The sequence below is a fragment of the Methanolobus sp. ZRKC3 genome (genome assembly GCF_045291275.1).
Lineage (GTDB): Archaea > Halobacteriota > Methanosarcinia > Methanosarcinales > Methanosarcinaceae > Methanolobus.
Window position 1 is genome coordinate 1,573,607 of the sequence record NZ_CP146982.1, and the last position, 22,367, is coordinate 1,595,973.

Below are 22,367 nucleotides of genomic sequence, written 5' to 3' on the forward strand. Positions count from 1 at the left end.
TCATGCTTTTTTCAGTGTTGCCCAGAAAACACTACCCATTCCATGAGGATTATCATCCACACCAACTCTTCCGCCATGCAGTTCGACTATCCTCTTTACGATCGCAAGGCCAAGGCCTGTACCCTTCACCACCTTCTTGTTTTGAGTCAGGCGCTTGAAACGATCAAAAACAAGATCTTTGTTACCATCAGGCACACCATCCCCAAAGTCAGTTACCTTGACCTTCCACTCATCCGAAAGATCATCTATGTCGATGATGATACTACTGTCGGATGGTCCGTATTTGATGGCATTTGAGATATAATTCACAAAAACACCACTAATAAGAGGATTCATTTTTGCAGCATATGAACCATCCAGATTCATATCAAGACATATATTCTTGGAAGCAAGCTGAGTTTCAAATGTAGCTGCCACTTCACTCAAAACATCACTAAGATTCATTTTCTCAAATTCAAGATAATCAATATCTTCGAGTTTACCAAAGCTGGCTGCCAATTCTATCATATCGATCAAACGTGTTACACTGGCATCAACGAACTCCAACTTGCTTATCTTACCCTTATCCTCTTCCGCACATAACAACATATCAATAAAGCCTTTTGCCACCCCTGCAGGGTTCAGCAGGTCATGACTCATTATATCCATGAAAAGATCCTTTAATTCATTAGATGATTGCAGGTTTGAAGCGTATTCCTTCAACTTTATCTCAGATTCCTTGCGCTGAGTGATATCCTCACCTGAACACAATATACCTACACGATCACCGTTTCCATCTGTGAGGATCTTACTGTACCAGGAAATTATTTTCTGGGCACCACCTTTACACAGAATAGGACCTTCATAATGAACAATATCCTCAGTGCTCCCATTTCGGATTTTCTCAAAATTCGCCTCACAGGAATTCCGAGTATTCTCCGGCACAAAATAATCGAACCAGTCTTTCCCCAGAATATCTGTTTCACTATAACCAAGTATCTCAGTGGTCCTTTTATTTACGAGAGTTAACTTGTGATCTGTGTTAAGTACAAGCATCATCACACCTGCCACATCAAGATAGTTTTGAGCCTGGTCACGTTCAAAAACAACGTTGTCATGAAGTGACTTGATACGTAAAAGTGATTTCACCCTCATGCTAAGTTCCAACCTATCCACAGGCTTGGTGAGGAAATCATCTGCATGGGATTTGATTCCTTTTAAGCGATCCCCCCTCCCTGATAAAGCAGTCACAAGGATTACAGGAACAAATTGAGAGAATGATGAGCTCTTTATTTTCTCACATACCTGATAACCATTCATATCAGGCATCATCACATCGAGTAAAATAAGGTCCAACTTTTCTTTGGAGGCAAGCTCCAGTGCTTCCAGCCCACCATATGCAGGAATAATATCACAATCCGGAGATAGGTAAGCCTCAAGCAATTCCACATTCAAGGGTTCATCATCAACAACAAGTATCCGGGGACGAGAAGATTTAGACATTTTTACAGTACGAATTTTGTTTTTTCACAATAGTTTGAGCACTGATGTGCTACATACTAACGATGATTATCTTAATGATTATTATACTTATCCAGCGAAATATAAAATAAGGACAGTTGACTGCCATATCTAATATTATATATATCCAACTGAGATGTTAAAACTGAATGTACTGCCCCCCTCCTGGCTCGCTTTCGACCCATATACTGCCGCCGTGCAATTCAACAAGATCTTTGACAAGCGCAAGGCCAAGGCCAGTACCCCCATAAATGTGCAGTTCTGCAATTATTACAGAGAATATATTATAGTGATTATATATATTTGAAAAATAGAATCCGGCACAACATATAGTTTCCAAAATGAGGAGTCCTAAAAAAATGTTTGTATTGAATGAAAAATAATACAATCGCTGCAAATTATATAAAAAGTAGTGCGGGAGGTGCGATTCGAACGCACGAACTCCTACGAGACAGGGTCCTAAGCCCTGCGCCTTTGGCCAGGCTGGGCAACCCCCGCATAATGGAAGTAGTGATTAAAGATGTCCTTTACATATTAAGATTACGGAAATTGGACAGAAAAACAGCTCAAACCATGGACTTGAACATGGTAAGAGTATATTCCCGTTCAGCCGAATGATCCACCACATGTTCTGGGTAATCAACACCATCAGGTACTACCCCTTTTTCCAGAGCATGTATTGCCTTTGTCTCGAGAGATGAAAGCTCAGGCACCCATTTTTTGATATATTTACAATCCGCGTCGAATTTCTTCTGTTGCCTCCAGGGATTGAATATCCTGAAATATGGCTGGGAATCGGCACCTGTGGAAGCTGCCCACTGCCAGTTGCCATTATTCACACATGGATCATAATCCACGAGCTTACTTGCAAAATAACGTTCACCCCATTTCCAGTCAATATGCAAGTCCTTCACTAGAAATGATGCGACGATCATCCTCACACGATTATGCATGTAACCGGTTGTGTTCAACTCCCTCATGCCAGCATCCACAATGGGGAAGCCAGTGTTTCCTGAGCACCATGCATCGAATAAGACCCGGTCATTAATCCACCTGATATTATCGAACTTGTTTTTGAATGCATTCCCGAACACTTCTGGAAATTCGAAAGCTATTTGCGTGAAAAAATCACGCCAGTGCAACTCATTTATGAGTGTATGGTCTCTGCCAAGTTCATCAAGTACAGAATAATAGAATTCCCTTATGGATATCGTACCCAGTTTATTGTGCGCAGAAAGACCCGTGGTTCCCTTGATAGATGGCAGATCCCTTTCAACATCATAGTTTGCGAACTGGAAAAGCTCCTGCAGCACGGACAATGCATTAGACCTGCCCCCATGCACGAATATCCCTTCATTCATTTCAGGCAATATATTTTTGAGCAAAGCGGCTTCATCCACCTCAGCGACCCCAGTATCCCCGGCATAGAAATTACCATCCCCAAACATTGAGGGAAGAGTCACATCCCTTTTCGAGGCTTCCCGAAAGAACTGGCCAAAGACCTTGTAAGGTGTACCCTTTTTAGTGCGTATGGACCCTGGCTCGTGAAGCAGACAATCATGAAATTGAAGCAGAGCCACGCCCTTATCAGAGCATAGACTGGTGATGGACCTGTCCCTTTTGATACTGAAAAGAGTATAATCATGGTTTATAAAAACAGCATCAATATCCTGTTTATCCAGAATATTGTCAATCACATCTTCAGGAAGGCCTGAAAATAGATACAGCCTGCCATCCACGTTTTCCAGCTGCCCTTTGAGATCCTCAAGCGATTCCACCAAGAATTGTAAAGCATTACTGTTGAAAGCCTTTCTACCAGGATCGCACAGACGTGGGTCGAATATGAAACATGGGATGACCTCATCAGACATATCCAGAGCTGCCAGAAGAGCAGTATTATCATCGACCCGCAAGTCCCTCCTGAAAATGAAAAGGGATCTTTTGAATTTGGACATCATTCGACCTCCACTGCAATCTCGTTTCGCATGATCACAGGGGGAACCCAGGGAGGATTGTAGCGCATAAGGAAGAACTCACCTTTTGTACTAAGACCATGGCTGGAGAGATTTTCCTCAAGTATGAGCCTTTGTGATGCGATCCTGGATTCGGTTGCATATCCAGAAAAAGTTATCACTGCAAGCTTTCTCGGAGCAACATCATGAATGGATACATCCCCAGACAAAGGCATGGGAGCATTGTCCACATCATAACCCTTAGGCAAGACGAATGACATGTTAAGGACATTGCCCTCCTGCCGGGATATCACAGGACTGGTCATGGCTATCCTGACATTATTGTCATTGTTACCAAAAATGTAACCTGCAAGTATTCTGAAGGCGGAATTCGAGTCCTTTGCTTCTGCAGATATGAATGTACTACTGCCATACTGCCTTAGCTCAACCCCGTCACCCAGATCATCCATAACTTCATAATCAAGTTGTTCAGCACTCATTGAAACCTTGACCCCCGCAAGGAACCATATTGCAATAAGGACTAGCATAAGTGCCAATATGGCAAATATTATCCCCATTTTCCCCATGTAGATATATCTGACTGGAAACTTAAAAAGGCTTTACTATAAAATAGTCAGTTCAAATCTGAGCAACTAGTAATAACGAAATTGAAAACAAAAAAAGAATATGCGCCGACCGGGATTCGAACCCGGGTTTAAGGCTTGGAAGGCCTCAGTCATAGCCACTAGACCATCAGCGCACGTTGCAACCCTTACACGTGTTTTACAGATATAAAGCTTTCTCTTGAGAAAATAACAGAATGTATACATACTGGTAAAAGCATCATTGATATCGGAGCATGATAGTGACTGATACTGCAATCCATACGAAAGGAATTACCAAGGCATACAATGAACTTACAGCCGTAGATGCAATTGACCTTGATATTAAAAAAGGTGAGCTTTTCGGTCTGCTGGGACCTAATGGAGCAGGAAAAACAACACTCATAGGAATGCTTTCCACCATGCTAAGACCAAGCTCAGGAAATGCTAGGGTTTGGGGATATGACATCAGAACAGATTCCACAATGGTCCGCAAGTCCATAGGAGTGGTGTTTCAGGACACAACCCTTGATCAGAAACTCACCGGCAGGGAAAATCTTGACCTGCACGGCAGGCTCTACGGATTGCCAAAAAAGGAACGACAGGATAGAATAAGAGAAGTACTGGAACTTGTGGAGTTAAGCAACTGGGCAGACGAGACCGTACAGAAGTATTCCGGCGGAATGATGCGACGTCTGGAAATTGCCAGAGGACTAATGCATCACCCAAATGTGTTATTTTTGGATGAACCTACACTGGGACTTGACCCTCAGACAAGGAACCATATCTGGGAGTACATCAAGCAGCTCAATCAGGAAAAGAACATAACCATGGTACTTACGACCCATTATATGGAAGAGGCGGACCAGCTCTGCAACAGGATAGCCATAATAGACCATGGGAAGATAGTAACCATGGGAACGCCACATGAAATGAAATCGTCACTTGGAGGCGATATGATAACACTCGAACTATCACCTGAGGACGACACCAGCAAACTGAAAAACAGATATGTTGAAAAAACAGGGAATGAAAATATCTCAATATCTGAGAACAAGCTGCGTATCACCGCAACTAATGGAGAGCGGGCAATACCCGAGATCCTGAAGATAACCTCAGAACTGGGACTTGAAATATTGTCAGTCAACCTCCACAAACCAACACTTGATGATGTTTTTCTGCACCACACAGGAAAAGACATCAGAGATACAAGTTCAGAGGGCGGAAGCATAAAAAGAACCGGAAGAATGCACAGACGGCGAAGATAACCATAATAAAATCAGGCTTAAAGGGAATAGCCCTCACGCAACTCTTTTAACCTATCCCTCAACTCCGCTGCCCGTTCAAACTCGAGATTCTTGGCAGCAAGATGCATCTCAGCTTCAAGGTCGATTACCATGTCCGATAACTCCCTTTTGGACATAGTCTCTGCAATTGCCATGGCACCCGACATCTGAGCATCTGTATCAAGCTCCACCAATTCCTTCTGCAGGGCCTTTTGTATAGTACGAGGAGTAATCCCATGCTCTTTATTGAAGGACATTTGAAGCTCACGGCGACGGCTGGTTTCCCTCATGGCGCGTTCCATTGAACCGGTGATTCGGTCTGCATAAAGTATCACACGACCCTCTGAATTCCTGGAAGCACGACCAATGGTCTGTATAAGAGAGCGTTCAGAACGTAGAAATCCTTCCTTATCAGCATCAAGGATGGCAACAAAGGCAACTTCAGGAATATCAATACCCTCACGCAACAGATTAATACCCACAAGCGTATCAAAATCTCCTTTTCTCAAACCCCTGATTATCTCGGAACGTTCAAGAGTATCAATATCAGAATGCATATAACGAACTTTTATCCCAAGCTCCAGCAAATAATCAGTGAGATTTTCTGCCATCCTTTTGGTAAGGGTCGTCACCAAAGTTCGGAAACCAGCTTCTGTGACCTTGCGAATCTCACCTATCAGATCGTCAACCTGGTTTTCCACCGGCCTTATGGTGACCTCAGGATCAACAAGACCCGTGGGGCGAATTATCTGCTCAACCACAGCACTGCTTTTGTCAAGTTCATATTCTGCAGGTGTCGCAGATACATATAGTACATAGTTCAAAAGCCGGTCAAATTCATCATACCGCAGCGGACGATTATCGTAAGCAGATGGAAGTCGGAAGCCATAGGATATTAGAGACTCCTTCCTTGCACGGTCACCGTTATGCATACCACGGACCTGAGGAATGGTGACGTGCGACTCATCGATCATGACCATATAATCACCAGGGAAGAAATCAAGCAAGGAGGAAGGCGGTTCACCCGGCATTCTGCCATCAAAATGTCGGGAATAGTTCTCAATACCACTACAATAACCAAGCTCCCGTATCATTTCCATGTCGAACCTTGCACGTTGTTCAAGCCGCTGGGCCTCAAGTAGTTTATCCTGAGAGCGGAGTGTGGAAAGCTGTTGCTCAAGTTCAGCTTCTATTGAAACAAGGCCCTTTTCGATATATTCCTCGGGCATTACGAAGTGCTTTGCGGGGTAGATAGCAACACTTTCATCGATACCAAACTCCTCGATAACCTTACCCGTGAGCGGATCGAAATAGGCGAGCCTGTCAATTTCATCACCAAAAAGCTCCACCCTTATGCCATGATTCTTCTGCGCAGGATATATTTCGATGGTATCCCCGCGAGAGCGGAATTTCCCCGAGGAAAAATCCACATCATTCCTTTCGTACTGGATATTGATGAGATCTTCAAAAAGAGCTGAGCGGTCAACTTCCTGACCCACACTTAGATTCACTGACATTTTGCGCCATTCATCAGGAGAACCCAGGTTGTAAATACAGGATACGCTTGAAACAACAATGACATCCTCACGCTCAAGAAGAGACATGGTTGCCGAAAGACGCAGCCGGTCTATCTCCTCATTTATGGAAGCATCTTTTTCTATGTAAGTATCTGTTGTTGGAATGTATGCCTCAGGCTGATAGTAGTCATAATAACTAACGAAGTATTCCACTGCATTGTCAGGGAAGAACTCCCTGAACTCAGAATACAGCTGTGCTGCAAGAGTCTTATTATGAGCAATGACAAGTGTTGGCTTCTGCACCTTTTCGATCACATTGGCAACAGTGAAAGTCTTACCAGAACCAGTCACACCCAGCAGAACCTGATGCTTTTTGCCTTTTTGGATGCCCTCGACCAGCTGTTCTATTGCCTTTGGCTGATCACCCTTAGGTTTGTAATCGGATACAAGTTTGAACTGGCGCATCAGAATAGGTATTGGTCTGAACCTGTATAAACGTATTCACAGAGGATAAGCATACTTGTTTCCCATTTATGGAGCACAAAAAACAGGTTCACAACATCACAGACTCACCACCGATCACACCCTTGTGAACAAGAAGAAATACAACATGAACAGAGCAATTGCAGATATACGAAAGCCTTTGTATTTATCCCATCAGACCCAGGAACAAGGATGTTAGAAACATAGACAGAAAAAGTAATTTTAATACCTGTTGAAATGATCGCATGAAAAGAAAATTAAATTTTTCGTAGCCAATCATATTCGCTGGAATTCAGAAATGCCTACTCCGGAAGATACAAAAGGCATCTCCACCTCATCAGCAATATACCTGTATTCACGCTGTGTCCGATTACCACGACGTTCCAGAATACTCTTGCGGAACATACGAGACAAGTATGTGGAAACAGTACTCTGTTTTATGGCACCGTAGATCCTCTCATAATGTTGCTGCACATCATGGGATGAGAACCACACACGAGGATACTCATATTTCAGGAAAAGCTCAAGCCTTTCATTGATGGTCAAAGACGAACCATTGACCCTTTCCTGCAAACGAGGCGTTGGAATACGCACAGGTTCAGACTGAGCCATAGTTTGTTGAACCACAGGTTGCTGAACCACAGGTTGCTGAACCACAGGTTGCTGAACCACAGGTTGCTGAACCACAGGTTGCTGAACCACAGGTTGCTGAGCCACAGGTTGTTGAGCGAACGAGGATAGCGGTTGAGCCTGCTGCCCATTATAGTAATATGGAGATACACCTGGCGGAGAATAATAATTTACTGGCTGCTGCACAGGTATTGCTGGCGCCGGTTGTTGATAAAAATGCGGCTGTTGTTGAACAGGCTGCTGAAAAACTTGCTGTTGAGCAGGCAATGATTGCGTTGGCTGCTGAACTGAAGAATATGAAGAAGATAGTAATGAAGCAGACGAAGGTTCGCTGTGTTGCTGATTCTCATCAACTAGTGAATCTATGAATGCGAGAATACACTTCTTCCAGTGTGTTCCGCCAAATTCGACACTTGTGCTTTCTGTGCCATCATCATCGATGATCTCAAGCCGAACCTTCATCATTTTGCCTCTTTTGCAGATCCATCCATCCCCTCAGATATATGGATTCACAAACCATTCATCCCCTCAGACAATGGTTGTTTATTTAATCGTAATCCGTTTTTGTGTGAACACATCTGAAACACAATGTTTCATTCCGCTTCACAATTACTTACATGCAATCAATAATATATAAATATTTTGTTTGATATCCGTATTCATGTGTTTTCAAGCAAATTAAAGGCTTAATATTGCTTCTTTAATAATTCAAAGTGTTTAATACAGCCAAACATAATACCACAACAAGTAAAGAGATATTAATGATAAATAAATTCTTCCCTTCAATGAAAAATAAGGAGTGATTATTAGATTTAAAACGTAAAAAACAGTATTTATGCACCCAATAATCAAAAAAAGCTTAAAAACACCTTATACTGAAAATAAACACATAACAATACATAAATGAATGTGATTTGAGATAAGCAACATAAAAGCCGTATTTCAGTTGAATTTATATCAGATGATACATATAAAGGAGCCCTATGTCAAATAGTAGTGCAGAATCGCCGATTGACACAAAAAACACAAAATTTGTGGATCAGATAGAGTCTGAAGAAGCAGCGCAGGAAGACGCTGAATCACTGCGCAGAGAAATCGAATTATTAAAGGTCAATAATGAAAACATGAAGGCTAAGCTCCTGGAAGCCAGCATGTTAGCCAATAGTTATCTCGAAGAGACAAACAAGCTGAAAAAACAGATAGAGCAACTGACAAGACCACCCCTTTTCATTGCAACTGTAATGGAAGTTGAAGATGGTACAGCACTAATAAGACAACATGGAAATAACCAGGAAGTTGTTACAAGAGTACCGCCACAACTACATGGTGAGATACAGGCAGGAATGCGAGTATGTGTAAATGCCGCTTTTTCCATCATATCAACAATAAGTAGGGCAGCAGACGTACGTGCACAGGTAATGGAACTTATCAACTCACCCGGAATCAGTTATGACATGATCGGAGGACTTGATGACGTACTCAAGGAAGTCATTGAATCCGTAGAACTCCCACTGGTCGAGCCTGAACTCTTTGATAAGATCGGGATCGAGCCACCAACAGGAGTATTAATGTATGGTGCACCAGGCACAGGAAAAACATTGATAGCAAAGGCAGTTGCTTCCAGAGCCAATGCAACATTCATTCGCATGTCCGGATCCGACCTCGTACAGAAGTTTGTAGGAGAAGGTGCAAGACTAGTGAAAGATGTGTTCCAGATGGCAAGGGACAAGTCTCCAACCATACTATTCATTGATGAGATAGACGCCGTTGGAGGCATGAGAACTCATGATGGAACCACAGGCTCAGCCGAAGTGAACAGGACCATGCTCCAGCTACTTGCAGAGATGGATGGTTTTGACGCAACTGAGAATGTCAAGGTAATCGCTGCAACCAACAGAATAGACCTGCTGGATCCTGCACTGCTCCGCCCCGGACGTTTTGACAGGGTCATAGACGTCCCACTTCCCGACGAAGAAGGGCGTACCGAAATTCTAAAAATACACGCAAGAAAGATGAACATCGCAGATGATGTTGATTTCAAGAAGATTGCAAAGATGACGGACGGATTGAGCGGCGCAGACCTGAAAGTTATTACTAAGGAAGCAGGAATGTTTGTCCTCAGAAGACGCGGCGAGAAGATAACTATGAAAGACCTCATGGAAGCTTACGAGAAAGTTGTCGCTGAAGAGGAGATGAACACACCCCATGGCATGTTTGTTTAAAAAGCAATCATGCATTTCTTCTTTTTAAACGAAAGGTTAATATACTTTTAATTACTTTCAGAGTTGCTGTTAAAGCGAATCGAAATGCTCCGATAGTGTAGCACGGCCAATCATGCAGGACTCTCACTCCTGCGACTGGGGTTCGAATCCCCATCGGAGCATATCCCACTTTTTTTACTGTTTTTTTACAATTTAACAAACTAAACAGCTTAGTTTTTTGGCTTGCGCACATCGCATATAATTTAAGTAAGTGAACACATATTACAAATGACTCCTAAAAGAAAGGAGTTGAACGAGGATATGTTAACCAGTTTTTTAGTTGATTGTTCTGTAAGGGGTAGAACCAACCGGACAATAGAAACATACAAGAGCAATATCGGAGAGTTTCTAAAATACTACCCGGAACCCGAAGAAGTTACTAAACATGATCTTAGGAATTATTTGCAGCATTTGCAGAGAAGAGGCTTATGCAAATCAGTTCTATCAGGATGCTTTCAAGGAATTAAGCGGAGTGAAAGAAACTATTGATGGTAATAGGATTAGAAAACTATCAAATCAATCAAAATGCTGTATTAAGATCCTTCCTCTTGTGAAGGATCATTATGCCTGGGATAAGCTTGAAAATGTAACTGGATTCTCTCAAAGACAGATGAGGGATTGGATGAAAGAAACGGAACAAGCGGAAGCAGTATAATTATACTAATATAAGCAACACCAAAACAGCACCCCTCAGGCAACTGATGAACCGTTTAACCTGGCAGGTCCTGCCGGGAATCTCCGGGATTATTCGGAAATGTGCCGGATCTCAGGAGGCCAGGAAAGCGGAACATCACCCCGGTGAAAAGAAATATGGATTCATAATTACTATTTTTTCTTTTTGGGAGATTTCATTTTTAGGATTCTACTTTCTTTTTGCAAAGTCAAGAGCTTTTAAAATTATTTTACCCCCGTTTCAACTGCAATTTTGTAGAGTTAAAAATCATGGTTGTTTTGGTGAGTGTGCAGGGCGTGGCACATTCCCCTTAATCGTGTACCTAAGGGAACCTATCAAAAAAGCCTCAGACGCCGCTTTGCGGCGTAAATGCTGGGTATGTACGATTTTAAAATGTAGTACCTTTTTCTAAAAATCGCTATCGGTTAATTTTCAGAGAGAAAAACAGACCGTTTTTTACAGTCCCATAGACTGCAGGTGCTCCAGTGGAAATACTATCCTGTTATTTTATCTGATGTTGATAGGTTTTCTACAGAGCCCATAAATTTAAATTTAATAGAATTCAACGTAATTAGGAGGAGATGAATGGCAATTAGTGATTTTTCTATAGATGGGGCTGAATCTCCAACAAAATTTACTACAAAGGATTTGGAAATTCCAGATGAAATTGTTAGCAAATGGCAACATATGGTTGATTTAACAGCTAAAATTATTGAATTGCCAGCCGTTTTGATTATGAGGATTTATCCTCCAGAAATTGAAGTTTTTATTGCTAGTAACACAGAAAATAATCCATATGAAAAAAGTGAACGAGCATCATTAAATACTGGCCTATATTGTGAAACTGTTATAGCTACTCAAAAAATGCTTTTAGTTCCAAATGCATTAAAAGACCCCGAGTGGGATCATAATCCGGATATTGAGTTAGGAATGACATTTTATCTTGGTTTTCCAATTAACTGGCCAAACGGTGACATTTTTGGTACAATATGTGTGTTGGATTCCAAGAATAATCCAAAGGCAACTCAGTACAAAGATTATCTTTTGGCAATTAAAAAAATAGCTGAAGAAGATTTGAATTGGTTGGTAAAACAAGAGAAAAAAATCTCTACACTGGAAAAAACAGTTCTTTTAAGCGAAGAACGCTATCGTGTACTGTTCGAATCGTCTTCCGACGCCTTTCTGTTGATGGACAAGAGAGGATTCATCGACTGTAATAGAACGGCCCTGAAGATGTTTGGTTTCTCAAGAAAAGAAGAGTTTATTGAATTACATCCATCCGAAATATCACCTTCAAAGCAGCCAAACGGGGAAGATTCGCTGAGTGCTGTACAGGATAGAATCTCAGAGGCCTTCAAGAATAAGTTCACCAAGTTTGAATGGGTTCACCGCAGAAAAAATGGGGAGGAATTCCCTGCTGAAGTGTGGCTAACACGCTTTTTGTTAAAAGATAAACAGATTCTGCAGGTTACTGTACGGGATATCACCGAGCGTAAGGAGGCAGAGGGTGAATTGCTTCAGGCAAAGATTGAGGCTGAACTTGCCAATCGTTCCAAGAATGAATTCATGGGCATCGTGAGTCATGAACTGAGAACTCCGCTGAGTTCTATTATAGGCTTTTCTGATTTCCTACTCGATGAGATGTCCGAAGGCATGAATGAAGAACAGGTAAAGTACATAAATGATATTTTTAAAAGTGGCAACCATCTACTAGAAGTGGTCAATAGTATCCTTGACATCTCAATGATTGAATCTGGTAAGATCGAACTTTACTATGAATTGTTCTCTGTTCCTGATGCAGTTGATGAGGTAATATCTATACTGCTACCTCTTGCACTAAAAAAGAGCATCGATATGGATGTCAAAATCGAGATGCAACTTGAGGATATTAAAGCAGATAAAACAAAATTCAAACAGATTCTCTATAATCTTGCAAGTAATGCAATCAAGTTCACACCTGAGAACGGTTCAGTGATGTTCACTGGAAAGCAAATTGACAACATGCTTCAAATATGTGTAGCAGACAATGGGATAGGAATTCCAAAAGAGAATCTGGAAGAAATATTTAATCCATTTAAGCAAGGACATCCGTATCTTACACGCATACATGGAGGAAACGGACTGGGTCTTTCCATTGCCAAAAATTTTGTTGAATTGCACAACGGTAGTATCTGGGTTGAAAGCGAAGTTGGGAAAAGGAGTACATTCACGTTCGCAATTCCTATAGAGGGCAAAGTTGAATAAATCCTTATTTGTTAGTATTGATGATATTATAACTGATTATAAAACATCTGAATATTGGCTCCGTAGAAATCCTCAATGTTCGGACAACAATCGAATTTAAAAATATTATAGGGTGTGTTGCATGATATTGGAATATAATCCCAATTCTACCCTGTTATTTTATCCTTTAATGACAGGTTATCCCTGCAGAACCTAGAGAGATCTCCCTGAAAAATACACCTAAAAGATAATATAACCTGTTGTTTTATTATAACAACATGGTCAATTTCACAATAACCTCTAAAGTTGCAGAGCCGATTTTAGTAAATGGCGTTAGAGTCCTGGGCCCTTATGAGATGGATCTACTTAGAGATAGTATAACCCAGAAGTATCTTAAAACTATCTTTGATGTGTGCCTTTGGACCGGGATGAGATACGTAGAGGTTCAGAGGCTACATGCTCATCCTGAATGGTGGTTAGAGGTTCGTAAGACTATTCATCTACCAGAAGAAGCTCAGAGGAAGGCTAAGAGGAAGCAGCTAGAGAGATACATACATCCTATTCCTGCACAGCTTGAGAATGTCCTTGACTATTTCTTTGAAAATAGAAAACCTCCCACTAGATCAACCTGGAACGAGAACCTTTTAAGATGGGTTGATAAATCCGGGCTTAACTCAATAGGATTAAGTTCTAAAACTACCCGGAAAAGTATAGAGTCCTGGATGGTTACTGCAGGGATCCCTCTCAATGTGATATGTTTGCGCCAGGGACATGATACTCTAACATCAATGAACCATTATCAAGGATTGCCATTTACTGAGGCTGAGAAAATCGAGATAAGGAAAAGGCTGGCAGGATGGTTTTAACCTTCCGATTAGTCAAACTAATAGGAAATTTATTTCCACGCCTTTAACCGATAACACAAAACCCGAGATAGATAATGAGCAAGAATAAGAAGAGTTATTGTAAGGATATAACCGAATTGGAAGAAATTTTATACGAAGGAAACTATGAAACGAAAAAGAAATACAATGATGCAATAGGATCAGGCACAATTAGTCCCTTAAGAGAAAAAAAACTTATCGAATTTGTTAATCCTTCCTTAAAGATGGAAAAAATTAAAGAAAAAGACGGTGTAAAGACTCCAGATTTTATCATTGAATCTGAATCACTTTTTATCGAAGTGACAAGTATAAATGCCCCCCATATTTGTGGAGAGATAATAAACCCATCATATTTCGATATTCCAAGAAAAATTAATGATGGGATTAATCATATTGAAGAAAAAGATAAATTGAATTATGTCAATTTTTCAATCGGCGGTGCAATTTTTATAGATATTAGATATTCGGTTTTTACAAATATAATGGACGAAAAAAGTCTAATTGAATATATTCAGAAAAGTACATTCATTAATTCTAATGTTGATTTCTTATTGATTTGTGCAGATTCAGAGTATGTTAATGGAGTAAGTTCCGTAAAGCATTATCCTCCATTTGTCTTTGTAAAAAATGAAAGAATAAAGAGCAAAATAACAGAAATATTCCCTATGATAAAAAATGTCATTATACTTTCATGAATTTGTTAAAAAATAGCTTTGATGTTTTTTCTGCAGAAATCGAAAATTTACAAATCGAAGGTTCGTGTCAATTTCTACACTTCCTTTATTTGGCGGATTCGGTTACCATAAATTATTCTTTCCTAATCCAGGTACTTCAGACTTAGTAAACTTGGACTTAATTTTATTCCATACTTTTTTTATTTTTATGATTATCATTTTAACAAATGACCAGATAAAACGCAAATCATTAACCGTCGAATTAACAATGCGTGATATGGCTAAAATAATGAGTAGAAAAGAAACAAAAATAACTATTATTTCAGACATAAAAAAATAATATGGTACTGCACTTATTTAAAAATGCTTAGATACCATATACCTTCCTTTATTTGGCGGATTGGGAAATCCAAAAATCATTTGATTTCTACTTTATTTTTACGTTTTCTACACCTAGAGCAAACATAAGATTGATCTCTGACATTGGATGAAAAATGAGTAAAACTCCCTGCTTTATTCCATTTATGAAGGCCAATTTTACATAAAAAGCGAATACAACCACCTCTGAACATACTTATGATTTTTTTTCTTTATTAAAGATTTGTAATTACAATTTACCTATCTTTGGCGGAGTAGGTTAAATGATGTTAAGAACATCGAGAATAACTATAACAATAACAGAAACTGCTACAAGAACTAAAAAGGAAAAAAAAGCAAATTCTGTACGCCTCTTCATGTCCTTAATCTTCTTTTTATCACTCGAATCAATATCAATATACTTCATTGTAACGTATTCATTCCCGAAAATTCCAATAATTGAAGCTATAATGATACCAGCAAAAAATAAGAAACCACTTGATAAATCAATATTAATCATTCAGTTGATACCTTCTTAAATTAATTTAAACCACATTATAATATATGCTGATATCTTTTAAGAGTGTTTATACCAACCTTCCTTTTTTAGGGGCTATCTTCACCTCGATTTCCTTTACTTGGCAGTTTCGGATAAGTAAGATATCTGAATACTTTCACCCAATCTGCAACAAAAATATAAACGGATAACACAATTTTCATTTAGAAGTGATTAAGTGGATACAAAAAAAATAGTTAAAATCACATGTGCACTTGTAATCGTTATTTTGAACTTAATTATCCTTTCACTAAATGCACCCCTTGGGGATTTAGAGGAAGATGCTACAAACAATTTACTGGGGAAAGTTTCCGAAAAATTTCAAGTGGATGAAGAAAGCGAATGGAGCAATTCCCCGACAATGTTGACAATGTTACCAACATTAACAATGATTACTGCCATTGCTGATTTAGCAACACTTGCATATATATTTAAACCATTATTAGACAGGCGTTTGTATTATGATTAATTATGGATTATCTTCCTTTATTTGGCGATTTAGGTTGAAGAATAAGAAAAGAAGATACATTATCTTTAACTAATAAGTTTAGACAAATCTAGTATAACGAGATCTGCAATGTTTTCAGATTTTCTTTTTGCTTCGTCTATTTGAGAAAGCACTGTGTCTATTTTATCATCTACATAATCAGTGTTTCCACAAAAGATTGTTTCTACAGAGGAATCAGAAGTCATGATCATTATTTGGTTCAGTTCACTCCATATTCTATTTATATGATCTACATTTATGCGTAAACTTCCTAATGTTTTTATATAAACCGTATGCATTATTCCCATCTCCTAAGATTACATTATAGCTGCATCCCAAAATACTTTTCCTTTATTATGGGGTTTCGGATTTTTCAAGCCTCTTAAGTATAACACTGCATAGCTGAGTCATTACAATAAAACAGAGAAAACTGCCAATCCATCCAAGCAAAAAGAATATTGCATATGTATGGTGGGTTTTTCCAATAAAATTCACTGGAATGGCAACCAGTGATAGATATATCAAAAAAAATAACCATGTAACTGCATCCGATTTTGTTATATTTTGCATCTCAAAACTTCCTTTATTATGGGTTCCTGGAAACATGCACCCACGAAAAAATAAACCGATCATCATAATATGAGATGTCGGATAATTCCCTTACAAAGAACGCACCTGATTCTGAGTCTACAATCTGGATATGTGAAACGAGTTCCTTAAAGTCTTTACATGGAAGAAGAAACGGAGCAGCTTCCCCTAAAGTTAGATCTCTAACGGTGTTTGGTTTAATTCCTGATTGTTCCTTTTTGAAGAAATCAGGTCTTGACTTGAAACATATTGTAGTTCCTCTTATTTTCATGGTAATCTACATCCTCAACAGCATTATCCCAATCAACATGAACAGAGATCCTACAGGAACCTCAATCATTTCATTTTGTAAATAATCAAAATTTGTTACAGTTATAATTAAGAAAATAGCTGCAAAAACAGACCGGGTACACGATACAAAACCATTAAGCAATGTGAATAAAGTCATTTCCTCATTCCCCCTATGCAAAATTAAATAAATTGCTCTGTGCTTTGTCTGCTGCAGTGTTGCACCTAAGACACATCCGGGGCAGCCCGGATAAGCTCATACTATGAACTGTGTTAGTTCTGCATTTTTCGCAGTAACTCAATATTGTACAATCTTCATTTTTGGCCATGGTTTCACCTCTCCGGTTATTATATTACCCTACTGTAGCGCATGTTAGATTTATTCGAACGCAGAGCCACCCTAACAGAATCTAATAGACCCATCTCACGCAGCTCCCTTTGAAGCTTCTTAGCTTCTCTCTGGTCGTCTACTATGATGAGTTCTTTTTGTTTTGTGGATACCTTGACTGGCTTAATGTTCTTTTTTCGTTCTCTGTAGTTCCTGATGACTCCAGTATCAATTAAAAGCTGGCCGAATGTGCGTTTTAATCCGATCTTCAAAGCTACGCATATATTCTCTAATGGCTCCCTGGCTTGCTTCCAGAATCCCTTTGATTTGAAAAATACGTATGTTACTTTTTTACGTACGGTTTCGAGGATACCTTCACATTTCCAGTGATTGATACAACGCCATAGAGTACTATTAGGAATCTCTGTAGCTTCCTGTATGGTGCGAAATTCAGTGCATCCTTCTGATTGTGTGGCTACGTATGCAAGAACTTGTAGAGACTTATTAATTGAAGAACCCGGATTAAAAGAGAGGTCATATTCTACAGGTGCTTTGTAATCCCATTTGGGGAGTTCATGCCTGTAAGGATAGAGTTTTTCACCGTTGAAATATGAGTCAGACACATAATCAATAGGATCTACAAAACTAAGCAGTTTGATGATGAGGTTATCCAGGTCTTTTTTGAGGTCTAAGTATTCATTGATAGATGGGTTTTGCTTGCCGTCTGAATGTAAGAATACTTCGAGCTTTGGATGTCTGAGAGGGTCAGAGGGATCTCTTTCCATGAAGTTTTTAATCCTATATGATTTAACAGAATGATTCCATTTTGTAGGGATACCACATATAGAAAAGTCAGGGCTATCCATTTTGTACATATCGTACTTTCCGGAAACCATGTTTTTGATTAGTTTTGAGTCGCCCATCATTGAGGATTCTGATTCTATTTTTTGGAGCATCTGGACCATGGCAAACTCTTGTGATTCATGATATCGGACATGCCGCGCCATTTGATAGATAGTTGATTTTGAGTTGTCTATATTATCCTTGAACCGTGATGCGTCTATGTGGTCCATGAATTGCTCAACTATTGAAAAGTGGTCATTCATTTCTATGTAGCTTGATTGAATGTGTATCTGAGTACCGACTGTGGGAAGGTTAAGGACTTTTCCGGTTTTGGTTTTTGTACCTTTTCCGAATAGTGGCTTTATTGTGTAGTTGCATTTACTGGCCCCGGTTGAGTCCTTCCATTGAAGAATATACTCGAAGGCTGGTTTGTTCGTTTTTGGATTTATGAGTCCTCCGGGCTTGCTCCAGAACTTGAAACGCCTGTTTCCTAATGTGATACCGTGGTTATATGGGTCTGATACTGAGTTTACGAAATAGCTTACTGTAGCGTTGTAAAGGTCAATATCAGGAACAAGCAGGAAACATCCGTATTCGTGGGTAACAGGTTCAGCGAAATTGAATACTTTTTTAGAAGCCATTAAAAGACCCCCTGGCACTCCTGGCACTTCCAGCAAGTCGGGGAAAAGTGCCCGGCTGGACCTTTGCAAATGTGGCAGGGTCCGCAATCCCTTGAGGCTACGCAGGTTTCAACCTTTGAGCATTTTTGATGCAGATAAATGAGATCCATTCAGACCACCCCGGCAGCTCTGAGGATATTATTTAATGTGTGTCTGCCCATGTGCATTTTACTGCACACGTGGCTTTTATTTCTTGTTTGAAGATATAGATTTAATGCTTTTTGCTTCCTGAGAAAAGGAACCGGAGTTCCTGGAACTACAGCCCTTTTGGATGCTTTTAGGTGAGCAGCCCATCTATCAGCTTCTTCCTGTGTGCCTTGGATAGTAATCATTTAGAGCACCCCTTTAGAAGTCCATGTTTTGAGCTTTCTTCTTGGTGTTCTCTGAATTGCACGATGAGTAACTTTTGTATTAGCAGAGCTAACGCTAGGTGATATTGATGTTTTCATTTTTGCTTAATCCTTTATTGTTTTGCAGAAAGTCTGTAAACTTTCTACTGAACAATGCTAAGAAGTACAGATATATAAAGATTTTTAATCCGTTGTTTTGACATACACGAACGTTCGTGCGGCAGCTAACCGTTTTTATTGGTAAAAAACATTAAAATAGCATTAAATCCTATTACTCATTACCTGAAAAATGCAGCCTGCTGTAACAGGTTAAGAAACCGTGACTTTTAAAGCTTAATCCTCACGGTTTTATGCTCATCGGGAGATGCTCATGATGGGATTGGAACGGGGTTCGAATCCCCATCGGAGCACCATTAACTTTTTTTAAGAATTTTTGAGAAACACAGGATATACCATATCGAATTAATTACCCTTTAAGTTTCACAATATATAATGTATCAGACATTAATGCAATTCTGTATTGAACCTACTGACAATTGCGACACAAACAAGTCAGCGGATCATAATTAACTAATAAGCTTTTTTTAATTTACATTTTGTATAATAGAATGTCGTTGTCTATGACATTTTCTTTTACCGTCGACCGGGCAAATTACACATATCATTCTTTTATTTTTTTACCAAACATGCCTCGGAATTTTATGCCTTTCAAAAGTAGGAGAGGACAGAATGCAAAATTATCCTAAAAATACCCTGAATTGAAATACTTAAAAATGAATACAGTACAGAAAACGATATAACGGCAAAAACGAAAAATAACCCTATATAAATGTAATGATTTTATTCTGAACATAGATACATTCTAAGTTATGGATCGTATACTGCGACAAATAATATTCACCTGACATGATATTTTTGATTGTTAAAAAGTCCCTGTTTTGAAGAAAATACACTTATTCAAATAAATTAACAGATTATACATGCAAAAAGGATTGCCACCCAACAAACGAATCATTTTTGCCCACAATGTCCCAGACATTCTATAAAAAACAACATGTATTGACACTTTTTTGATGATTTTAAAAACTTGCATGGAATCTAGTTGCCTGCTGACAAGAGGAAGAGCCCAACTGACAGTATAATAATACATACGTGCATATAATTTTAGCACATACCCAATATGCCGTTTTGAACAATGGTGTTGATTTTATCAATTGTTTTGTCATTGAACATTGTGTTTACAATAAACAAGTTGTTGATTAACTGCCATAAGTTATTATATATATTCATACTCAAGTAGTGAATAATAATCAATAAACATAGGCTTAAATCTGTGTTATTGATCTGAGCCAACGGTGGCAAATTGGGAATTTGTGGTATTGAATCATGAATCGAATTTGACATCAATTTATTTAAGAGTGGAATTTTTAGTTTGCCGCTCTTAAGCATCTACATTCAACAAAAATGGGTGATTAAATCATGCCAGCAGAAGATTTTGCTCCAATAGACACAAATTGGTTAGAGAGTGCAGGCAGCCTGTGGACAACCCCGTTCGCAGATGTGCCATCGGAAAGAGTAATTGTAGACCCTATCATGTTATCACATGCAGCAGGCGTATACAAGAAAAGCGTTGAGTATTTCTACTCAAACCCTGATGAAGCTATCAGAATGGTTTGTGGTGCTTGTGAACTTTACGACATCACACCAGTAGGCCACTTCCTGTATGCAGATTACTGGGGTGCAGACTACGGAGCTGAACTCAAGATTCAGAAGAGCTCACCACCAGCACTCAAGAACCGTCCAATCAAGACCGCAGAAGATGTAGACAGTTTCAGAGTACTCCCACCAGAGGAACTCAAAGACGGTCCAACATTCGCAACCCACTTCAAGGCACTGGACACATGCTTCAACGAATTCCCACAGATGTTCGCACCAATCACACAGCTTGGCGGTGTACTCGAAGTCGCAACCAACTGGGTAAGCATCGATGATGTATTCATGTGGATGGTCACAGAACCAGAAGTAGTTGACAAGCTCCTCGTCAAAGCAGGAGACCACATGGAGAGCGCATGCACCTGTACAGCAGAAAGATACGGTGCAAACGTAATGATCACCGGATCCGTAATTGCAAGTGGTGACCTTCTCGACAGAGAACAGATCAAGAGATTCGGATTCGACCCTGTATCCAGAGCTGTCAGAAAGGTACTCAAGGCAGGCGCTGGACCTGGTGTATACACTCACCTTTGTGGAAACCATGCAGATGACTACGACATGTGGAAATCACTCCCAATGAGCCCATTCACAGTAGTTCAGATCGGATACGATGGTAGGGACATATTCCCATCCGCAAAGCTCGTGGAGAACTTTGGTGACAGAGCAGTCTGTTTCGGTACAGTCGACACAAAGCTCGTAGACCGTGGCACATCCGCTGCAGTATACGAACAGGCTAAGTCACAGGTACTTGCAGGTAAGGACGCACCATGCGGATACATCCTTGGTACATCCTGTGAATGCCCAACATTTGCACCAGCTGCAAACGTACGTGCACTCGTAAAGGCTGCAAGAGACTTCGGACAGTACACAAAGTTCTGAGGACAAAAAAAATAATAAAAATTATGAGGGTTTACTCATGGTAACAATATCTGATGAAGTAAAGACTTTATTGAAGGACAGTGGATTCCAGGAATCCGACGTCTTGGAAGTTGTAAACGCTGCAGAAGCAAGCGGAAACAAACTTAAGAAGGCAGACGGTAGCGCATGCCTCGCAAAGAACGTAACCGACAACCTTACAAGCTACGCTGTATACAACGACTCAGAAGTAGTCAATGTATATGCACACCAGATGCAGGCAGGAGAACCTATTGGCGGCTGGGATGAAGCAGTAGAAAGCCCACTGGAGAGCGAATGGATCTGCAACAAGTGTGGCGAGACCGCAATGAACAGAAACGTCAACATGTCTTTCATGGGCATGACAAGAGCAGGACCTGCTATTGTCTGCGAAAAATGTAAGGATGTTTACGTCGAAGCTGACATGGTCAAGACACTTGCAGTAGCTGAGTCTATTCTCGGCGAAAAGAGAGCTTAATTAAGCTCTCTACTTTTTTTTATTCCACATAGTTGGTAAAAATCACCTTTAAATATTTTTCTCTTAATAGATCTGCCCGTATACACACCACGGTTATTCAAATACAACAGAGCAGATGAG

At 39.9% G+C, this 22,367-nt stretch carries 23 protein-coding genes and 3 tRNA genes; 12 read left to right on the forward strand and 14 right to left on the reverse strand.

Going from position 1 to position 22,367, the window contains the following annotated elements; genetic code table 11:
* The 6 genes from V7O66_RS07935 to V7O66_RS07960 all read right to left on the reverse strand — a co-directional run bounded on the left by V7O66_RS07935 (position 1) and on the right by V7O66_RS07960 (position 4,212).
* Positions 1-1,482 carry a response regulator gene (locus V7O66_RS07935; protein ID WP_406659772.1) on the reverse strand — a complete coding sequence of 494 codons (1,482 nt, stop codon included), beginning with the start codon at positions 1,480-1,482 and terminating at the stop codon, positions 1-3.
* 157 nt (positions 1,483-1,639) lie between these two features.
* On the reverse strand, positions 1,640-1,897 hold the full coding sequence (locus V7O66_RS07940; RefSeq protein WP_406659773.1) for an ATP-binding protein: 258 nt from the start codon (positions 1,895-1,897) through the stop codon (positions 1,640-1,642).
* A 16-nt stretch (positions 1,898-1,913) separates the two neighbouring features.
* Positions 1,914-1,998: transfer RNA gene (locus tag V7O66_RS07945), tRNA-Leu, on the reverse strand.
* Between the two features lie 68 nt (positions 1,999-2,066).
* Complete coding sequence (locus V7O66_RS07950) at positions 2,067-3,458, reverse strand: cryptochrome/photolyase family protein (RefSeq protein WP_406659774.1); 1,392 nt, start codon at positions 3,456-3,458, stop codon at positions 2,067-2,069.
* Positions 3,455-4,039 carry an SOUL family heme-binding protein gene (locus tag V7O66_RS07955; protein ID WP_406659776.1) on the reverse strand — a complete coding sequence of 195 codons (585 nt, stop codon included), beginning with the start codon at positions 4,037-4,039 and terminating at the stop codon, positions 3,455-3,457. Before V7O66_RS07955 ends, V7O66_RS07950 begins: the two co-directional genes overlap by 4 nt.
* Positions 4,040-4,140: 101 nt before the next feature.
* Positions 4,141-4,212, reverse strand: a tRNA-Gly gene (locus tag V7O66_RS07960).
* 105 nt (positions 4,213-4,317) lie between these two features.
* Here V7O66_RS07960 and V7O66_RS07965 point away from each other — a divergent pair.
* Positions 4,318-5,322: an ATP-binding cassette domain-containing protein gene (locus tag V7O66_RS07965; RefSeq protein WP_406659777.1), complete on the forward strand. Its 1,005-nt coding sequence runs from the start codon at positions 4,318-4,320 to the stop codon at positions 5,320-5,322.
* Positions 5,323-5,339: 17 nt separating this feature from the next.
* Here V7O66_RS07965 and uvrB read toward each other — a convergent pair whose 3' ends face one another.
* Both uvrB and V7O66_RS07975 read right to left on the reverse strand, forming a co-directional pair.
* Positions 5,340-7,322 (reverse strand): excinuclease ABC subunit UvrB, encoded by a 1,983-nt coding sequence (gene uvrB / locus V7O66_RS07970; protein WP_406659778.1) that lies wholly within the window; start codon positions 7,320-7,322, stop codon positions 5,340-5,342.
* Between the two features lie 294 nt (positions 7,323-7,616).
* Positions 7,617-8,057, reverse strand: a complete 441-nt coding sequence (locus V7O66_RS07975; protein ID WP_406659779.1) for a hypothetical protein — start codon at positions 8,055-8,057, stop codon at positions 7,617-7,619.
* 53 nt (positions 8,058-8,110) lie between these two features.
* Between V7O66_RS07975 and V7O66_RS07980 the strand changes: the two genes are divergently transcribed.
* The 8 genes from V7O66_RS07980 to V7O66_RS08015 all read left to right on the forward strand — a co-directional run bounded on the left by V7O66_RS07980 (position 8,111) and on the right by V7O66_RS08015 (position 14,706).
* Complete coding sequence (locus V7O66_RS07980; protein WP_406659780.1) at positions 8,111-8,338, forward strand: hypothetical protein; 228 nt, start codon at positions 8,111-8,113, stop codon at positions 8,336-8,338.
* A 615-nt stretch (positions 8,339-8,953) separates the two neighbouring features.
* Positions 8,954-10,192 carry a proteasome-activating nucleotidase gene (locus tag V7O66_RS07985; protein ID WP_406659781.1) on the forward strand — a complete coding sequence of 413 codons (1,239 nt, stop codon included), beginning with the start codon at positions 8,954-8,956 and terminating at the stop codon, positions 10,190-10,192.
* Between the two features lie 86 nt (positions 10,193-10,278).
* A tRNA-Glu gene (locus V7O66_RS07990) sits at positions 10,279-10,353 on the forward strand.
* Positions 10,354-10,492: 139 nt separating this feature from the next.
* Positions 10,493-10,720, forward strand: a complete 228-nt coding sequence (locus V7O66_RS07995) for a phage integrase N-terminal SAM-like domain-containing protein (protein WP_406662610.1) — start codon at positions 10,493-10,495, stop codon at positions 10,718-10,720.
* Positions 10,617-10,886: a hypothetical protein gene (locus V7O66_RS08000; protein ID WP_406662699.1), complete on the forward strand. Its 270-nt coding sequence runs from the start codon at positions 10,617-10,619 to the stop codon at positions 10,884-10,886. The genes V7O66_RS07995 and V7O66_RS08000 overlap by 104 nt, the downstream gene beginning before the upstream one ends.
* A 603-nt stretch (positions 10,887-11,489) precedes the next feature.
* Positions 11,490-13,148 (forward strand): ATP-binding protein, encoded by a 1,659-nt coding sequence (locus tag V7O66_RS08005; protein WP_406659782.1) that lies wholly within the window; start codon positions 11,490-11,492, stop codon positions 13,146-13,148.
* Between the two features lie 257 nt (positions 13,149-13,405).
* Complete coding sequence (locus tag V7O66_RS08010) at positions 13,406-13,993, forward strand: tyrosine-type recombinase/integrase (protein WP_406659783.1); 588 nt, start codon at positions 13,406-13,408, stop codon at positions 13,991-13,993.
* A gap of 74 nt (positions 13,994-14,067) precedes the next feature.
* Entirely contained in the window at positions 14,068-14,706 is a 639-nt protein-coding gene (locus tag V7O66_RS08015) for a hypothetical protein (protein WP_406659784.1), read from the forward strand.
* Between the two features lie 616 nt (positions 14,707-15,322).
* On the opposite strand, the gene V7O66_RS08020 is transcribed toward V7O66_RS08015, so the two are convergent.
* Entirely contained in the window at positions 15,323-15,562 is a 240-nt protein-coding gene (locus tag V7O66_RS08020) for a hypothetical protein (protein WP_406659785.1), read from the reverse strand.
* 214 nt (positions 15,563-15,776) lie between these two features.
* Here V7O66_RS08020 and V7O66_RS08025 point away from each other — a divergent pair, with 214 nt between their 5' ends.
* Entirely contained in the window at positions 15,777-16,067 is a 291-nt protein-coding gene (locus tag V7O66_RS08025) for a hypothetical protein (protein WP_406659786.1), read from the forward strand.
* A gap of 65 nt (positions 16,068-16,132) precedes the next feature.
* On the opposite strand, the gene V7O66_RS08030 is transcribed toward V7O66_RS08025, so the two are convergent.
* The 5 genes from V7O66_RS08030 to V7O66_RS08050 form a co-directional block, all read right to left on the reverse strand.
* Positions 16,133-16,291, reverse strand: coding sequence for a hypothetical protein (locus V7O66_RS08030; RefSeq protein WP_406659787.1), 159 nt, complete (start codon positions 16,289-16,291; stop codon positions 16,133-16,135).
* A 148-nt stretch (positions 16,292-16,439) separates the two neighbouring features.
* A complete protein-coding gene (locus tag V7O66_RS08035) occupies positions 16,440-16,691 on the reverse strand; it encodes a hypothetical protein (protein ID WP_406659788.1) in 252 nt (83 codons plus the stop codon).
* A complete protein-coding gene (locus V7O66_RS08040) occupies positions 16,672-16,944 on the reverse strand; it encodes a hypothetical protein (protein WP_406659789.1) in 273 nt (90 codons plus the stop codon). The genes V7O66_RS08035 and V7O66_RS08040 overlap by 20 nt, the downstream gene beginning before the upstream one ends.
* A gap of 365 nt (positions 16,945-17,309) precedes the next feature.
* A complete protein-coding gene (locus tag V7O66_RS08045; RefSeq protein WP_406659790.1) occupies positions 17,310-18,773 on the reverse strand; it encodes a hypothetical protein in 1,464 nt (487 codons plus the stop codon).
* Between the two features lie 149 nt (positions 18,774-18,922).
* Positions 18,923-19,144 (reverse strand): hypothetical protein, encoded by a 222-nt coding sequence (locus V7O66_RS08050; RefSeq protein ID WP_406659791.1) that lies wholly within the window; start codon positions 19,142-19,144, stop codon positions 18,923-18,925.
* Between the two features lie 1,497 nt (positions 19,145-20,641).
* Here V7O66_RS08050 and V7O66_RS08055 point away from each other — a divergent pair.
* Together V7O66_RS08055 and V7O66_RS08060 are read left to right on the forward strand one after the other, a co-directional pair.
* Entirely contained in the window at positions 20,642-21,754 is a 1,113-nt protein-coding gene (locus tag V7O66_RS08055) for a uroporphyrinogen decarboxylase family protein (protein ID WP_406659792.1), read from the forward strand.
* A gap of 37 nt (positions 21,755-21,791) precedes the next feature.
* Positions 21,792-22,247, forward strand: a complete 456-nt coding sequence (locus V7O66_RS08060) for a hypothetical protein (protein WP_406659793.1) — start codon at positions 21,792-21,794, stop codon at positions 22,245-22,247.
* Positions 22,248-22,367 lie beyond the last annotated feature (120 nt).

Bases quoted from the DNA above. Each gene is read 5' to 3' on its own strand.
- V7O66_RS07935 (WP_406659772.1), bottom strand. From the start codon at position 1,482: ATGTCTAAATCTTCTCGTCCCCGGATACTTGTTGTTGATGATGAACCC.
- V7O66_RS07950 (WP_406659774.1), bottom strand. From the start codon at position 3,458: ATGATGTCCAAATTCAAAAGATCCCTTTTCATTTTCAGGAGGGACTTG.
- V7O66_RS07955 (WP_406659776.1), bottom strand. From the start codon at position 4,039: ATGGGGAAAATGGGGATAATATTTGCCATATTGGCACTTATGCTAGTC.
- uvrB (WP_406659778.1), bottom strand. From the start codon at position 7,322: ATGCGCCAGTTCAAACTTGTATCCGATTACAAACCTAAGGGTGATCAG.
- V7O66_RS07980 (WP_406659780.1), top strand. From the start codon at position 8,111: ATGGAGATACACCTGGCGGAGAATAATAATTTACTGGCTGCTGCACAG.
- V7O66_RS07985 (WP_406659781.1), top strand. From the start codon at position 8,954: ATGTCAAATAGTAGTGCAGAATCGCCGATTGACACAAAAAACACAAAA.
- V7O66_RS07995 (WP_406662610.1), top strand. From the start codon at position 10,493: ATGTTAACCAGTTTTTTAGTTGATTGTTCTGTAAGGGGTAGAACCAAC.
- V7O66_RS08000 (WP_406662699.1), top strand. From the start codon at position 10,617: ATGATCTTAGGAATTATTTGCAGCATTTGCAGAGAAGAGGCTTATGCA.
- V7O66_RS08005 (WP_406659782.1), top strand. From the start codon at position 11,490: ATGGCAATTAGTGATTTTTCTATAGATGGGGCTGAATCTCCAACAAAA.
- V7O66_RS08010 (WP_406659783.1), top strand. From the start codon at position 13,406: ATGGTCAATTTCACAATAACCTCTAAAGTTGCAGAGCCGATTTTAGTA.
- V7O66_RS08015 (WP_406659784.1), top strand. From the start codon at position 14,068: ATGAGCAAGAATAAGAAGAGTTATTGTAAGGATATAACCGAATTGGAA.
- V7O66_RS08020 (WP_406659785.1), bottom strand. From the start codon at position 15,562: ATGATTAATATTGATTTATCAAGTGGTTTCTTATTTTTTGCTGGTATC.
- V7O66_RS08030 (WP_406659787.1), bottom strand. From the start codon at position 16,291: ATGACTTCTGATTCCTCTGTAGAAACAATCTTTTGTGGAAACACTGAT.
- V7O66_RS08035 (WP_406659788.1), bottom strand. From the start codon at position 16,691: ATGTTTCCAGGAACCCATAATAAAGGAAGTTTTGAGATGCAAAATATA.
- V7O66_RS08040 (WP_406659789.1), bottom strand. From the start codon at position 16,944: ATGAAAATAAGAGGAACTACAATATGTTTCAAGTCAAGACCTGATTTC.
- V7O66_RS08045 (WP_406659790.1), bottom strand. From the start codon at position 18,773: ATGGCTTCTAAAAAAGTATTCAATTTCGCTGAACCTGTTACCCACGAA.
- V7O66_RS08050 (WP_406659791.1), bottom strand. From the start codon at position 19,144: ATGATTACTATCCAAGGCACACAGGAAGAAGCTGATAGATGGGCTGCT.
- V7O66_RS08055 (WP_406659792.1), top strand. From the start codon at position 20,642: ATGCCAGCAGAAGATTTTGCTCCAATAGACACAAATTGGTTAGAGAGT.
- V7O66_RS08060 (WP_406659793.1), top strand. From the start codon at position 21,792: ATGGTAACAATATCTGATGAAGTAAAGACTTTATTGAAGGACAGTGGA.